This is a genomic window from Halopseudomonas oceani (assembly GCF_002903165.1).
Lineage (GTDB): Bacteria > Pseudomonadota > Gammaproteobacteria > Pseudomonadales > Pseudomonadaceae > Halopseudomonas > Halopseudomonas oceani.
The window spans coordinates 197,420-212,527 of sequence record NZ_PPSK01000004.1 but is presented as its reverse complement, the minus strand read 5'-3'; the positions used below and the strand labels follow the sequence as shown (position 1 = coordinate 212,527).

Sequence of the window (15,108 nt, the reverse complement as noted above, 5' to 3'; positions counted from 1 at the left end):
GGCTCTATATGAAAACGCCTCCTGGTCCTGGACCAGGAGGCGTTTTTTTATGGCTCCAGATAACGTTCGTGCTGCTCCATGACCGGCTGCTGAATCCCGAGTTTCTGGCCGTAGATGACCGCATAACTCAGTACGCTCTGAACGTACTTGCGGGTCTCGTCGAAGGGGATTGACTCAATCCAGACGTCTGCCGGCAGACTGCCCATATCGCGAGTCCACTGGCGCACCCGGCCCGGCCCGGCATTGTAGGCGGCTGATGCCAGCACCCGGTTGCCACTGAACTGCTGGCTCAGGCCAGACAGGTAAGCGGCGCCCAGCGCGATATTGCGTTCCGGAATCAGTGCATCCGCGCTGCTGGAATAGGGAATGGCGTAGCGGCGAGCGGTTTCGCGTGCCGTCGCAGGCATCAACTGCATCAGGCCCATGGCGCCGGCGTGGGAGCGGGCGTCTGCCATGAAGGCGCTTTCCTGGCGGGTGATGGCGTACACCCAGGTGGAGTTGATCTGCCGAGTACGGGCCTGATCCTGAATCGACTGCTGATAGGCCATCGGGAAGCGAATATCCAGGTCATCCCAATACTGCGCCTGACTGATGCCGCGAATGGCTGGAAAGTACCAGGCCATCTCGTTGGCGAGCACAGCCTGGGCAATCAGCTGGTCGCGGTTGAAGCGGTCGCCAGCGTGGTACCACTCGCGGCGAGCGCTGAGCACGTCGTTGCGGTTCAAGAACTCGCGGGCACGCAGGATACCGGGATCCTGCTGCACACTGAGCATCACGTCGTCAGCAACATTGGCGCGCTGGTGATTGAGGGCGTAGGGCTGGCGCGCGCGCTCTGCGGCCAGAAACCCGTAAAAGTCGCGCTCCTGGGCCAGTGACTTGTATTCGCTGACCAGTTCGCCTGCAGCGCTGGACGACAGCTGGGTGCTGCGCAGGCGCCAGTAGCGCCAGCGGCTCTGCTCGGCCAGTGAAGCTGGTAGTTGTTGGGTCAGTTGCCGTGCAGCGTCCCATTGGCGGGTGCGCAGGGCCAGTCGTACTCGCCATTCGCTGATTTCGTCGTCGTTCATCTGCGGATCGTTGGCAGCCATGAACTCGAGGGCGGCTGGATCGACTCTCTTGGCCAGGCGTACTCCGATATCGCGGGTGATGGCCAGCCGGTCTTCTTCGCTGTAGGGCAGGTCCTTGTAGGACGGCCACAGGCTGAGGGCCACGCTGGCATCATCGCGGCCCAAGCGGCGTAGCGACACCGTGGCGATATCAGCCATCTTGCTGGCCGGCAGCCCCCGATAGTTATCAGCGTCGCGCAGCTTTTCCGGCTGGGTGGCGGTGTCGACAAACAGTGTCGCGAGTGCCTGGTTCTGCTGCATCAGCTTCGCCAGATAGCGTGCCAGGGCATCCTGTCGGTAGAGCAGGGCAAGTCGAATGCGTTGCCAGACAATCTCGTCATTCAGGCCGCCAGCGGCGCGCCAGCGATCAAACAGCGGGTCGCAGGCGTTGGGCTGGGAGCGGCCAACTGTCCAGAGGGTTTGTGCCTGCTGCATCGCGCCGGCACGATCACCCAGGTCCCACTGATGCATGGCGCGGCGACAATCCTGGCTGGCGTTGTGGTCAGCCTCAAGGTAGTTCTGGTCGAACAGGCTCCATTTGCCTTCACTTGCCAGGCGGGTGAGCCAGCGGTCTTTCAGGCGAGCGACGAATGGCAGGTCGCTATGGGTGTTGACGAAGTCGGCGAGGTCGCTATCGGATGCGGTAGCGAAGGTCTGATTCAGATAGGCCTGGCGGACATAGGGATAAAGGACGTAGTTGCGCAGGCCGGGCTCGAGCTGGCGGAACTGGTCCCACTGCTGTTTTTCGATGCTGGTGAGGGCGCGGTCATAGGCCAGTCGCTGGCTTTCGAGGCTGCTCGCCTGGGCGAGTGCAGGCAGTAATAAAACAGCGGTGAGGGTACGGCAAAGTACTGAACGGGTGTGGAAACGCATGATGATCCTGCCGCGGGGCGGTTTGGTGCGATTGAACGTCAGCTACTCGTCGCGAACGCGACGGACGGCAAAGCAGTGCGCCCAGCTTAGCGGTTTGGTTGGTGGCGGCAAAGGGGCACTTTTGTTAATTGCTGTGTAGCGGTTATCGGGGGGCGCGGCAAAGGGTAGAATGTCCGGCTTGATAGCCAACAGGTGAATTATGCCGCTGCTCTCGTTTTCCGATGTATCTCTGGCCTACGGGCTCAATCCGCTGCTGGATAAAGTGGGCTTTCAGCTCGATCGTGGTGAACGGGTCTGCTTGATTGGTCGTAATGGCGCGGGCAAATCCAGTTTGTTTCGCCTGGTGACCGGTGAGCAGACTGCCGACGAGGGCGAGATCTGGTTCGCGCCGGGGTTGAAGGTGGGGCAGTTGCCGCAGGAGCTGCCAGCGGCGGATGACAAAACGGTCTATGACGTGGTGGCGTCTGGCCTCGCTGGCGTTGGTGAGCTGCTTGCCGAGTATCACCACCTGATCTCCGGTGATATGGGGGATGCGGAGCTGGCGCGGCTGGAAAAAGTGCAGGGACAGCTGGAGGCGAAGGACGGCTGGCGGCTGGATCAGTTAGTCGATACCACCCTGACTCGCCTCGGCCTGCCGGCTGACAAGCAAATGTCCGAGCTGTCCGGTGGCTGGCGCCGCCGTGTACTGCTGGCACAGGCGCTGGTGGCAGAGCCGGACGTGCTGCTGCTGGACGAGCCGACCAACCACCTGGACATTCATACCATCGCCTGGCTGGAAAGCGTGCTGCTGGAGTTCCGTGGTGCGGTGTTGTTTATCACCCACGACCGGGCATTCCTGCAGGCGCTGGCGACCCGTATTCTTGAGCTGGATCGCGGTCAGCTGATTGATTGGCAGGGTGACTATCGCAGCTTCCTGGAGCACAAGGAGCAGCAACTGGCAGCCGAAGCGACAGCCAATGCGCTGTTCGACAAGAAGCTGGCGCAGGAAGAGGTCTGGATTCGTCAGGGTATCAAGGCCCGCCGCACCCGCAACGAGGGCCGTGTGCGCGCCCTCAAGGCGATGCGGGACGAGCGCGCCCAGCGTATTGAGCGTCAGGGCAAGGCGAGCTTTCAGCTGGAAACTGCAGAGGCGTCCGGCAAGCGGGTTATTGAGGTCGAGCATGTCAGCTTTGCCTGGCCTGGCCGCGCGCCGCTGGTGCGTGACCTGTCGCTTAACGTGATTCGCGGGGATCGGATCGGTCTGATCGGCAACAACGGTTCCGGCAAAAGTACCCTGCTCAAGCTGCTGCTGGGGCAGTTGCAGCCGACCAGTGGTCGCATTCATAGCGGCACGCGGCTGGAGGTCGCCTACTTCGATCAGTTGCGTGACCAGCTGGATCCGGAAAAGACCGTGATCGACAATATTTCCGAAGGGCGCGATTTCATCGAGATCAATGGTGATCGCCGCCACATTATCAGTTACCTGGGTGATTTCCTGTTTTCCGCCGAGCGCGCCCGTACGCCGGTGAAAGCGCTGTCTGGTGGCGAGCGCGCGCGGCTGCTGCTGGCCCGGTTGTTCAGCAAACCCGCCAACCTGCTGGTGCTGGACGAGCCGACCAACGATCTGGACGTGGAAACCCTGGAGCTGCTGGAAGAAGTGCTCGCCGGTTTCGACGGCACCGTGCTGATCGTCAGCCACGACCGGGCGTTTCTGGATAACGTGGTCACCAGCACCCTGGTGTTTGAGGGGCACGGACGGGTGCGGGAGTATGTCGGCGGCTATGCCGACTGGCTGCGTCAGGGCGGCAGTGTTGATCAACTGGCGGAGTGGAGTGAAAAGACCCAGCCACAGAGCGCGCTGGTTGTCGAGCCGGCACCGGAGCCTGCACCAGTGGCGCCTGCGGCGACCGGCAAGACCAAGCTCAGCTACAAACTGCAGCGTGAGCTGGATGGGCTGCCCGCTGTGCTGGAGAAGTTGGAGGCCGAACTGGAGGCCTTGCAGGCGCAGGTCGGCGATCCCGAGTTTTACCTGCAATCACATGAGGTTACCGCGCCGGTGTTGGCCGCAGTGGAAGCCAAACAGACGGAGCTGGACGCGGCGATGGAGCGCTGGGCGGAGCTGGAGGATATGGCGGGCAGCTAAGCCGTCTCGCTCTAGCTAAAAGCTGCAAGCCAGGGAAGGCTGTTTCGCGGTTTTCTCTTGCAGCTCCGGCAGGGGCGCTAGCCTTTCTTGCCCAGCCGCACGGCAATCACATCGCAGGGCGCGCCGTGCAGCACGTCGTTGGCAGTGGAGCCCAATAACAGGGCCAAGCCGTGACGGCCGTGGCTACCCACGACAATAAGGTCGCACGCCTGCTCGGTAGCAACCCGATGGATTTCCTGGCGCGGCTGGCCAAAGGCGATCTGCAATTGCTCTTCCGGCAGGCCATAGTCAGCGGCGAATAGCTGCATTCGCTCCTTGGCTTGTTCGAACTGCTGCTGTTGCAGCATGGACAGGTCCATGGGCACATCACCACCGTAGGCCATTGCCAGCGGCTCGACTACGTGCAGCAGCGACAGCTTGGCGTTAAGGGCGTTGGCCAGCTGCATCGCGTGGTCGGCGACAGCGCGACATTCTTCGATCAGGTCTACTGCTACCAGCACGTGTTTGTACAGCATCGGCTCTTCTCCTTTTTTAGGCGATAGTAGCAGCCTTGCCTGCATGCGTGCAGTCCATTATTGGGCTCTGTGATGCAGGTTTCTGGCTACTACTGTCTGACCTCAGCATAACGCCGATGCAGTCGTCGGCACAGCCGATATTCGATCTGCGGGCGCATTCTCTGGTTGCTCTATACTGGTGCGGCGGCTGTCTGTATGGCCGTCTCAATGAGAAAGTTTTGATTTTGCTGTGGTGCTCAGGTTGATTCTTTATCTTTATGTTTTTTAAGTTCTTTTTTTGACTTTTTAGCCTGCTGCGCTTGCGCCCGAAGCGCCGCAGGCGGGTGTTCCAATTGACAAGCGGAACGAATTCACAGAAGGTGTGCGCACCGAATCAAACGGTCGTATGAATTTTTTTATTCAGCGTATCACCCGATTATCGGGATCGTTCATGACACTGGCGAACTGACGTGTCGACAAAGGCGCGCGGCTGGTCAGTGTTTCTCATGTGCTTTTCATAGCGTGGAGATCAGTTGATGATTTACGAAGGTAAAGCCATCACGGTTCAAGGCCTTGAAGACGGCATCGTCGAGCTCAGATTCGATCTGCAGGGCGAGTCAGTCAACAAGTTCAACAGCGCCACTCTGTCCGAGCTGCAGGCGGCGGTAGAGGCCATCCAGAACAATGCCGATGTCACCGGCGTTGTTGTCACCAGCGGCAAGGACGTCTTCATCGTCGGCGCCGATATCACCGAGTTCGTTGGCACCTTCAAGCTGCCGGAAGAAGACCTGGTGGCCGGTAACCTGGAAGCCAACAAGACCTTCAATGCATTCGAAGATCTGAATGTCCCTACTGTCGCTGCCATCAACGGCATCGCGCTGGGCGGTGGTTTGGAAATGTGTCTGGCTGCTGACTTCCGCGTCATGGCGGCGAGCGCCAAAATCGGTCTGCCGGAAGTCAAGCTGGGTATCTACCCGGGCTTCGGTGGCACTGTGCGTCTGCCGCGCCTGATCGGTGTTGATAATGCCATCGAGTGGATCTGTGGCGGTGCCGAGCAGCGCGCTGACAAGGCCCTGAAAATGGGCGCTGTTGACGCCGTCGTCGCCGACGACAAGCTGAAAGCTGCTGCCATTGACGTTATCAAGCGCGCCATCGCTGGCGAGCTGGACTACAAGGCCAAGCGTCAGCCCAAGCTGGAAAAGGTCAAGCTGAACACCATCGAGCAGATGATGGCGTTCGAAACCTCCAAGGGTTTCGTCGCTGGTCAGGCTGGTCCGAACTACCCGGCACCGGTTGAAGCGATCAAGACCATCCAGAAAGCGGCCAACCACGGTCGTGAGAAGGCGCTGGAAATTGAGGCTGCCGGTTTTGCCAAACTGGCCAAGACCTCGGTTGCTGCCAGTCTGGTCGGTCTGTTCCTGAATGATCAGGTGCTCAAGCACAAGGCCAAGAAGTACGACAAGCAGGCTGCTGACGTGAATCTGGCTGCCGTCCTGGGCGCGGGTATCATGGGTGGCGGTATCGCCTACCAGTCTGCCGTCAAGGGTACTCCGATCCTGATGAAGGACATCCGCGAGGAAGGCATTCAGCTAGGTCTGGACGAAGCGTCCAAGCTGCTGGGCAAGCGCGTTGCCAAGGGCCGTATGAAGCCCGAGCAAATGGCCAAAGCGCTGAACGCCATCCGTCCGACCATGTCTTATGGCGACTTCAAGGAAGTCGACCTGGTGGTTGAGGCGGTTGTCGAGAACCCGAAGGTCAAGCACGCCGTGTTGGCTGAAGTCGAAGGTCAGGTGACGGAAGACACCATCATCACCTCCAACACCTCGACTATCTCCATCACCTATCTGGCCGAGGCGCTCAAGCGTCCGGAAAACTTCTGCGGCATGCACTTCTTCAACCCGGTACACATGATGCCGCTGGTTGAGGTAATCCGTGGTGCGAAGTCCAGTGAAAAAGCTGTTGCCACTACCGTTGCTTATGCCAAGAAAATGGGCAAGACCCCGGTTGTTGTTAACGACTGCCCCGGCTTCCTGGTTAACCGTATCCTGTTCCCGTACTTCGGTGGTTTCGCTCGCCTGATTGGCATGGGCGCAGACTTCCAGCGCGTTGACAAGGTCATGGAAAAGTTTGGCTGGCCGATGGGCCCGGCTTACCTGATGGATGTGGTCGGCATGGACACCGGTCATCACGGCCGTGACGTCATGGCCGAAGGCTATCCGGATCGCATGGCTGACAGCACCCGCACTGCCGTTGACGTCATGTACGACGCCGGCCGTCTGGGCCAGAAGACCGGTAGCGGCTTCTATGCCTACGAGATGGACAAGAAAGGCAAGCCGAAGAAGGTTGTCGATGCGAAGGCCTACGAACTGCTGAAGGAAGTGGTTCTGGAGCAGCGCGAGTTTACTGACGAGGAAATCATCGAAATCATGATGGTTCCGCTGTGTCTGGAAACCGTGCGCTGCCTGGAAGACGGCATCGTCGAGTCCGCAGCTGACGCAGATATGGGTCTGGTCTACGGTATTGGCTTCCCGCCCTTCCGTGGAGGTGCCCTGCGTTACATCGACACCATCGGCGTGGCTGAATTTGTCGCCATTGCTGATAAATACGCCGAGTTCGGCGCCATGTACGCACCGACTGAGAAGCTGCGTGAAATGGCGAAGAACGGTCAGAAATTCTTCGGTTAACCGCGGAACGTACAGAGCGAGAGTAAATCTATGAGCCTGAATCCGAGAGACGTCGTAATTGTCGATTTCGGCCGCACCCCGATGGGCCGTTCCAAGGGCGGCATGTATCGCAACGTGCGTGCTGAAACCCTGTCCGCCAACCTCATCACTGGCGTACTGGCACGTAACCCGAAGATCGATCCGGCAGAAGTCGAAGATGTGATCTGGGGCTGTGTAAACCAGACCCTGGAGCAGGGTTGGAACATCGCGCGCATGGCGTCGTTGATGACCCCGATTCCGCACACCAGTGCAGCGCAGACGGTGAGCCGCCTGTGTGGTTCTTCCATGAGCGCGCTGCATACTGCCGCCCAGGCGATCATGACCGGTAACGGTGATGTGTTTGTCGTCGGTGGTGTCGAGCACATGGGTCATGTCAGCATGATGCACGGTGTTGACCCGAACCCGGGCCTGTCGCTGTATGCTGCCAAGGCGTCCGGCATGATGGGTCTGACTGCCGAAATGCTGGGCAAGATGCACGGCATCACCCGCGAACAGCAGGATGCCTTTGGTGAGCGTTCTCACCGTCTGGCGCACAAGGCTACCGTCGAAGGCAATTTCAAGGATGAGATCATCCCGATGGAAGGGCACGACGAGAACGGCTTCCTGAAGGTGTTCACGACTGACGAGACTATTCGTCCCGAGACCACCCTGGAAAGCCTGGCTGCCTTGCGTCCGGCATTCAATCCGAAGGGCGGTACGGTCACCGCGGGTACGTCCTCGCAGATCACTGACGGTGCTTCCTGCATGATCGTGATGTCTGCCGAGCGTGCCCAGGCCCTGGGGCTGGAGCCGCTGGCCGTTATCCGCTCAATGGCGGTGGCTGGTGTCGATCCGGCGATCATGGGTTACGGTCCGGTCCCGGCGACTAAAAAGGCGCTACAGCGTGCTGGTATGACTATGGATGACGTTGATTTCGTTGAATTGAACGAAGCCTTCGCTGCCCAGGCTCTGCCGGTGCTGAAAGACCTCAAGCTGCTGGACAAGATGGACGAGAAGGTGAACCTGCACGGCGGCGCGATCGCTTTGGGTCACCCGTTCGGCTGCTCCGGTGCACGTATCTCCGGCACCTTGCTGAACGTCATGAAACAGAACAGTGGCACTATCGGTATCTCTACCATGTGTATTGGTCTGGGTCAGGGCATCACCACGGTCTTCGAGCGCGTCTGAAGCCTGTAGGTGCTACCGGAAGCCGAGGCCTTGTGCCTCGGCTTTTTTATTGATGCTGCCGTTGGGCAGGGGGGCAATAATGCGTCCAGGACGCTATCGACACTATAAAGGAAAGGACTATCAGGTCATTGGGCTAGCGCGGCACTCGGAGACCGAGGAGCAGCTGGTCGTGTATCGAACGCTGTATGGCGAGTTCGATCTTTGGGTAAGGCCGCTGGCCATGTTCAATGAAGTGGTCGAGGTTGACGGGGAGTCACATCCGCGCTTTACCTTTATCAGCGAAGACGTGTAGGCTCTGGCCCCTCCAGTCCATCCGGCAATCCGCCGAGCGATGTGGCTGAGTCGCCAGTTTCGAGTTCAGTTCGGGTCAGGAAAAAAATTATCCATGGGAAAAGCACTGGTCATTGTGGAGTCGCCAGCCAAGGCCAAGACAATCAACAAGTATCTCGGTAACGAGTATGTGGTGAAGTCGAGTATCGGCCATATTCGCGACCTGCCCACCAGCGGCAGTGGCAAGACCGAAAGCAAACCCAAGGGTGGTCGCAAGGCAGCTGCCAGCGAGCAGGAAAAGCAGCAGAAAGCCAGGGCCCAGTTGGTCAAACGCATGGGCGTTGATCCCGAGAACGACTGGAAGGCCCACTACGAGATCCTGCCCGGCAAGGAAAAGGTCGTCGACGAGCTGCGCCGTCTGGCCAAGGACGCCGACACCGTCTATCTCGCAACGGATTTGGACCGCGAAGGGGAAGCCATCGCCTGGCACCTGCGCGAGAGCATTGGTGGTGACGATTCGCGCTACAAGCGCGTAGTGTTCAATGAGATCACCAAGAAGGCCATCCAGGACGCGTTCTCGCAGCCTGGCGAGCTGGATATGAACCGAGTCAATGCCCAGCAGGCACGCCGCTTCCTCGACCGCGTCGTGGGCTATATGGTGTCCCCGCTGTTGTGGCAGAAGATCGCCCGGGGTCTCTCCGCCGGTCGTGTTCAGTCAGTCGCGGTCAAGCTGATCGTTGATCGAGAGCGCGAAATTCGTGCCTTTGTGCCGGAAGAGTTCTGGGAAGTGCATGCCCGCCTGAATACGCCCAAGGCTGAAAGTGTTCGCTTTGAGGTGGTAAAGCAGAACGGCGAAAATTTCCGTCCGACCAGCAAGGCGCAGACTGATGCGGCGCTGGCGGTACTGGAAAAGGCTGCCTACAAGGCGGTCAAACGTGAGGACAAGCCCACCAGCTCGCGTCCGAACGCACCCTTTATTACCTCCACACTGCAGCAGGCTGCCAGCACGCGCCTCGGTTTCAGTGTGAAGAAAACCATGATGATGGCCCAGCGATTGTACGAAGCGGGTTACATCACCTACATGCGTACCGACTCGACCAATCTGTCGGCCGATGCCATCGCCATGGCGCGCAGCTACATTGAAAGCAATTTTGGTGCACCGTACCTGCCGGAAAAGCCTAACCTCTATAGCAGCAAGGAAGGAGCTCAGGAGGCGCACGAGGCGATTCGTCCCTCTGACGTTAAGCTCAAGCAAGCCGACCTCAAGGGCATGGAGCGCGATGCCGAGCGGCTGTACGAGCTGATCTGGCGCCAGTTCGTGGCCTGTCAGATGACACCGGCCAAGTATCTGTCGACCAGTATCCTGGTTGCCGCCGGTGAGTTCGAGCTGCGAGCAAAGGGGCGCATCCTCAAGTTCGATGGTTACACCCGCGTCATGCCGCAGCAGGGCAAGGGCGGTGAAGATGAAGTATTGCCTGATATCCAGGTTGATGACGCGATGGCGTTGCAGGGGCTGGACCCGAAGCAGCACTTCACCAAGCCGCCGGCACGCTACGCGGAAGCCAGTCTGGTAAAGGAGCTGGAGAAGCGTGGTATTGGCCGCCCGTCTACCTATGCGTCCATCATCTCGACCATTCAGGATCGTGGCTATGTCACGCTAAACAACCGTCGTTTCTACGCTGAGAAGATGGGCGACATTGTCACCGAGCGCCTGAATGAGAGCTTCCCGAACCTGATGGATTACGGTTTTACCGCCAGCATGGAAGAGTCGCTGGATGATGTTGCTCACGGCGATGTGCTCTGGAAGCAAGTGCTCGATAACTTTTATAGCGACTTCAGTGCCAAGCTCAGTGCAGCTTCGGCTGCTGAACAAGGGATGCGCGCCAATCAGCCAACACTGACTGATATCCCCTGTCAGGAGTGTGGTCGGCCGATGATGATTCGCACTGCCTCCACTGGCGTGTTTCTAGGCTGCTCTGGTTACGCCCTGCCACCCAAGGAGCGGTGCAAGGCGACCATCAACCTGGTGCCCGGTAACGAAGTGGCTGATGACGACGAAGAAGGTGAGTCTCGCGTTCTGCGCGGCAAGCACCGCTGTGCAATTTGCGGCACAGCCATGGATAGCTACCTGATCGATGAGCGTCGCAAGCTGCATGTGTGCGGTAATAATCCGGACTGCTCCGGGTTTGAAATCGAAACCGGGCACTTCAAGATCAAGGGTTATGATGGCCCGACGCTGGAGTGCGACAAGTGCGGCAGTGAAATGCAGCTCAAAACGGGCCGTTTCGGCAAGTACTTCGGTTGCACCAACAGCGAGTGCAAGAACACCCGGAAGCTCCTGCGTAACGGCGAGGCAGCGCCGCCCAAGGCGGACCCGGTACCCATGCCGGAGCTCAAGTGTCAGAAGGTCGATGACGTCTACGTGCTGCGTGATGGCGCGTCTGGTCTGTTCCTGGCTGCCAGCCAGTTCCCGAAGAACCGTGAAACTCGGGCACCGCTGGTCAAAGAGCTGATTCCGCACAAGGCGGAGATTGACCCGAAGTATCACTTCCTGCTCGATGCGCCGGTAGCTGATCCGGACGGTAATCCGACCGTCGTGCGCTATAGTCGCAAAACGAAAGAGCAGTACGTGCAGACCGAGGTAGAGGGTAAGCCCACAGGATGGCGGGCGTTCCACGATGGTAAGCAGTGGTCGGTGGATGACGGCCGCAGCAAGAAGGCCAAGCGGTAAGGCGATAACCATGGCTAACGAAGTCTATACCCGCACCAATCAGGCGTTGTACTTCGCCCGGCGAGCTATTGAGTCCTGGCAGCAGGCGGAGCAGAGTGACGCGATCGATGCGTTGACGCAGGCGCAGTACCATCGTGAGCATGCGGTCTTTCACCTGTATCGAGGTGTCCTGGCACTGATTCACGAGGTTGCTGATCGCTACCGCTGGCCGCTGGTTGATGCGCGTGACGTTGAGGGTGTGCTTATTCCATCTGTTGTGACGCGTTTTCCGGGGCCTGAGTTGGCTGAGTTGACTGAGCTGGCAGACAATGCTGAAACCTGGCTTGCAGGCGTTATCGCAGCATGGCAGCGCCTGCAGGCGCCGCCGCAGCCGATCGATAACTCGACCAACTCGCTGATTGCCAGCAGTGCTACGCCGGTCAGCGAGTGGACTAGTGCTCAGGCAGAGGAGGCGCTGCAGGAAATTTCCCGTCGCGTGCGCGCCTATCGTGATGGCATGCAGGAATGGTGAAGATGGCATCGCGGATGCCCTGAATCCGGTGCTGTGTTACACTGCGCGCAATTCAGACAGGAGATATCAGCAATGCCTTCACCCTTCCTTGAAATCGTCGAGCTCGCCAATGGCAAGGTTGCTCTGCGCCGTTCCGACGAAGAGGGTGAGCCGTTGGTGGTCATCGAGTTTTCCCGCGATGCACGGGAATATTTGCAAGAAAGCTATATTGAAGTCGCCAAGGCGATGATCAGTGCTGGAATGCAGGCGGCTGGTCAGATGATGGATGACGACGACGAGGTTATTCCTGAGAGTCGCGTCCTGCATTGAGTGATAGTAGAGACATGGAAAAGGCCAGCAGCTAGCTGGCCTTTTTTGTGGCTGACTGCGGATTTCCGCAGGTTGGCAGCGTCCTCATGCTTGCGCTAGTCGCCCGCTCGAGTCGGGCGAGTACTGGATGAACCCTCCGTCATCCCGCATTCGGTGCACTGCCTTGGTCTAATACCCCCGCGTCGCGTTACCTCGGGTTTCCGCGAACGAAGAAGCTTTTTGTGCATTATCAGCCGAGGTGGACATTCAGGCTATGACACCGGCCGGCCTGGGCTGCCCGTTCAAGGCGGGGTGCTATGCAGTGGTCATGGTCTAGCCAACTGACAACAGTGTGGCTGCCACCCATCTTGAGCAGGTCGCAGCAGAGCTTCAAGCTATCCATGCCAGCCTTGGAGCGTACGATCATAATTCTTTGCGGGTCCAGGTTGGCGCCTCGCAGCCATTGTTGGCTGACCGCCGTCGGCGGATCAATCAGGGTCAACCAGCGCCGGCAGTCTTTCTGGCTAAGCTCGCGTAATACTGGAGCCAACCATTGCAGGCACTGGCGGGCGCTGCCCTGGAGGGTCATTTCGCTGTAGCTGCCTTCTGACTCTTCGTCCTGTGGCACGGTGGGCGCTGACTGTTCGAATGCGCGGTGCTTCAGGCGGGTAGCCATCAGAGCGTTGTGAAACAGGTCAGTTTGAGTCAGTGTCTGTTGCTCGGTGCGGGCGTACTGCATGATCAGCTCCTCAGCGACGGATAACTCCGACGCTTAAACCTTCAATGGTAAGTTCCTGTTCTGCGAGATCGACTTCAATTGGTTTGAAGTCAGGGTTCTCCGCGATCAACGAGACCTTGCGGCCCTGACGCTGAAAGCGTTTGACTGTTACTTCTTCCCCTATGCGGGCGACAATTACCTGTCCGTTACGTGCTTCGCTGGTGCGATGTACTGCCAGCAGGTCGCCATCCATGATGCCGATATCTTTCATGCTTTCTCCCTGCACGCGCAGCAGATAATCGGCGCTCGGAGTGAAAAAGTCGGGCGAGATGCGGCAGTGATCTTCAATATTTTCCAGGGCCAGGATCGGGGCGCCTGCGGCAACCCGGCCGATAACGGGTAGCTGATCATCGTTTGCTTCGCCTTCGGACTCTGGCAGTCGGATACCGCGAGAGGCGCCGGGGATCATTTCGATTGCGCCCTTGCGGGCCAGGGCGCGCAGATGGTCTTCAGCTGCATTGGGCGACTTGAAACCCAGCGTCTTTGCAATGTCGACCCGAGTTGGCGGGTAGCCATTGCTGTCCATGTATTCCTTAATGAACGCTAGAACCTGCTGTTGTCGCGCGGTAAGTTTCTGCATGGCTGGTTGCCTGTGTTTTTATCCAGTATCTGGGATTATATACAGTTGTTTGGTCTCGGCAACCCCAAATTTGGATGGCTAGGAGGGGCATGGGTTCGGATAGGTACTAAAAAGAGGGCGTAAGTACGACTGATTGCCACAGGGAGAGGAGTTGGGGTTGACACTAAAATCGTTTTAAACGTATGTTTGAAACGATTGTTTGTCTTACTGGGGGAGCGCATGGCGCAGTCCGATACGGTCAAGCGTATTCTTGACGCGGCCGAACAGCTGTTTGCAGAGAAAGGCTTTGCCGAAACGTCTCTGCGTCTTATTACCAGCAAGGCTGGCGTCAACCTGGCGGCAGTCAACTACCACTTCGGTTCCAAGAAGGCGCTGATCCAGGCGGTATTCGTGCGCTTCCTTGATCCGTTTGTCAGTAGCCTTGAAAAGGAACTGGATCAGCATGAGGCGCGCGGTAAGGATGCACCGCTCAGTCTTGAGGTCCTGCTTGAAATGCTGGTGCATCAGGCACTGGCGGTAAAGCCGCGCAACGGTCACGACCTGTCGACCTTCATGCGTCTGCTTGGTTTGGCATTCAATCAAAGCCAGGGGCATCTGCGCAAATACCTCAGCGAAGTGTATGGCAAGGTATTTCAGCGCTATATGCAACTGCTGGTCGGTGCTGTGCCGGGCATTCCGCCGCAGGAGCTGTTTTGGCGCGTGCATTTCATGCTGGGCAGCGCAGCGTTCACTATGTCCAGTATGAAGGCGTTGCGCGCGATTGCTGAGGCTGAACTTGGTGAACCGCGGCAGGTCGATGACGTGTTGCGCCTGATGGTCCCGTTCCTGGCGGCCGGCATGCGCGCCGAGAGCGCCTCAGTGGCGCGTGCGGAAGTCGTTTCGCCCTGAGACTCCATTTACCTCGGCTGCGCCGTCCGCTAAGGTGTGCGCAGCGCTGGAGGTGACATGCAGCTCGATCATATCCATATTTCCCTTACTAATCAGACGCTGGTTGGCTACTGCGACGGCCTGCCGGTCTGCTGTTATGGTGTCTCTACGGCGCTCAATGGCGCGGGCGAACAGGAAGGCTCCGGGTGCACCCCTCGGGGGGCGCACAGGGTGCGTGCCCGGATCGGCGATGGGCAGCCGCTGGGAGCGGTTTTTATCGGGCGCAGACCCACTGGTGAAGTCTGGTCGCAGGCGTTGGCTGAGCAGTTCCCTAAGCGCGACTGGATTCTGACCCGAATTCTCTGGCTGTGTGGCGAGCAGGTCGGCTTCAACCGGGGTGGCCGGGTTGACTCCCAGCGCCGCTATATCTATCTGCATGGTACCGGTGACGATCAACCAATGGGCGAACCGCTCTCGCATGGATGTATTCGTCTTCGTAACGCCGACATGCTGGAACTGTTCGAGCGCACGCCGGTCGGTTGTAGCGTTCAAATCGACGCGCATTGATTGCGCGTTTTCGTTTTTCAGGAGAAGCAATATT

At 58.8% G+C, this 15,108-nt stretch carries 13 protein-coding genes; 9 read left to right on the top strand and 4 right to left on the bottom strand.

Annotated features, from left to right (window positions below):
- Positions 1-47: 47 nt before the first annotated feature.
- The gene (locus tag C1949_RS06590; protein ID WP_104737675.1) at positions 48-1,976 is read right to left on the bottom strand and encodes a transglycosylase SLT domain-containing protein; all 1,929 of its coding nucleotides are present in this window, start codon (positions 1,974-1,976) and stop codon (positions 48-50) included.
- A 199-nt stretch (positions 1,977-2,175) separates the two neighbouring features.
- On the opposite strand from C1949_RS06590, the gene C1949_RS06585 reads away from it, so the two are divergent.
- Complete coding sequence (locus tag C1949_RS06585; RefSeq protein WP_104737674.1) at positions 2,176-4,098, top strand: ATP-binding cassette domain-containing protein; 1,923 nt, start codon at positions 2,176-2,178, stop codon at positions 4,096-4,098.
- 77 nt (positions 4,099-4,175) lie between these two features.
- On the opposite strand, the gene C1949_RS06580 is transcribed toward C1949_RS06585, so the two are convergent.
- Positions 4,176-4,613, bottom strand: a complete 438-nt coding sequence (locus C1949_RS06580; protein WP_104737673.1) for a universal stress protein — start codon at positions 4,611-4,613, stop codon at positions 4,176-4,178.
- A gap of 515 nt (positions 4,614-5,128) precedes the next feature.
- Between C1949_RS06580 and fadB the strand changes: the two genes are divergently transcribed.
- From fadB to C1949_RS06550, 6 genes are all read left to right on the top strand, one after another.
- Complete coding sequence (gene fadB / locus C1949_RS06575; RefSeq protein ID WP_104737672.1) at positions 5,129-7,276, top strand: fatty acid oxidation complex subunit alpha FadB; 2,148 nt, start codon at positions 5,129-5,131, stop codon at positions 7,274-7,276.
- Between the two features lie 30 nt (positions 7,277-7,306).
- Positions 7,307-8,482, top strand: a complete 1,176-nt coding sequence (gene fadA, locus C1949_RS06570; RefSeq protein WP_104737671.1) for an acetyl-CoA C-acyltransferase FadA — start codon at positions 7,307-7,309, stop codon at positions 8,480-8,482.
- Between the two features lie 79 nt (positions 8,483-8,561).
- The gene (locus C1949_RS06565) at positions 8,562-8,774 is read left to right on the top strand and encodes a DUF1653 domain-containing protein (protein WP_211287094.1); all 213 of its coding nucleotides are present in this window, start codon (positions 8,562-8,564) and stop codon (positions 8,772-8,774) included.
- A 93-nt stretch (positions 8,775-8,867) separates the two neighbouring features.
- Positions 8,868-11,483 carry a type I DNA topoisomerase gene (topA, locus tag C1949_RS06560; protein ID WP_104737669.1) on the top strand — a complete coding sequence of 872 codons (2,616 nt, stop codon included), beginning with the start codon at positions 8,868-8,870 and terminating at the stop codon, positions 11,481-11,483.
- Between the two features lie 10 nt (positions 11,484-11,493).
- A complete protein-coding gene (locus C1949_RS06555; protein WP_104737668.1) occupies positions 11,494-11,994 on the top strand; it encodes a DUF6586 family protein in 501 nt (166 codons plus the stop codon).
- Positions 11,995-12,066: 72 nt separating this feature from the next.
- Positions 12,067-12,303, top strand: coding sequence for a hypothetical protein (locus C1949_RS06550; protein WP_104737667.1), 237 nt, complete (start codon positions 12,067-12,069; stop codon positions 12,301-12,303).
- 229 nt (positions 12,304-12,532) lie between these two features.
- On the opposite strand, the gene sulA is transcribed toward C1949_RS06550, so the two are convergent.
- A complete protein-coding gene (gene sulA / locus C1949_RS06545; RefSeq protein ID WP_104737666.1) occupies positions 12,533-13,021 on the bottom strand; it encodes an SOS-induced cell division inhibitor SulA in 489 nt (162 codons plus the stop codon).
- Between the two features lie 10 nt (positions 13,022-13,031).
- The gene (gene lexA, locus C1949_RS06540; protein WP_104737665.1) at positions 13,032-13,640 is read right to left on the bottom strand and encodes a transcriptional repressor LexA; all 609 of its coding nucleotides are present in this window, start codon (positions 13,638-13,640) and stop codon (positions 13,032-13,034) included.
- Between the two features lie 219 nt (positions 13,641-13,859).
- On the opposite strand from lexA, the gene C1949_RS06535 reads away from it, so the two are divergent.
- Positions 13,860-14,528: a TetR/AcrR family transcriptional regulator gene (locus tag C1949_RS06535; protein ID WP_104737664.1), complete on the top strand. Its 669-nt coding sequence runs from the start codon at positions 13,860-13,862 to the stop codon at positions 14,526-14,528.
- A gap of 57 nt (positions 14,529-14,585) precedes the next feature.
- On the top strand, positions 14,586-15,074 hold the full coding sequence (locus C1949_RS06530; protein ID WP_104737663.1) for a L,D-transpeptidase: 489 nt from the start codon (positions 14,586-14,588) through the stop codon (positions 15,072-15,074).
- The last annotated feature ends 34 nt before the right edge of the window (positions 15,075-15,108 follow it).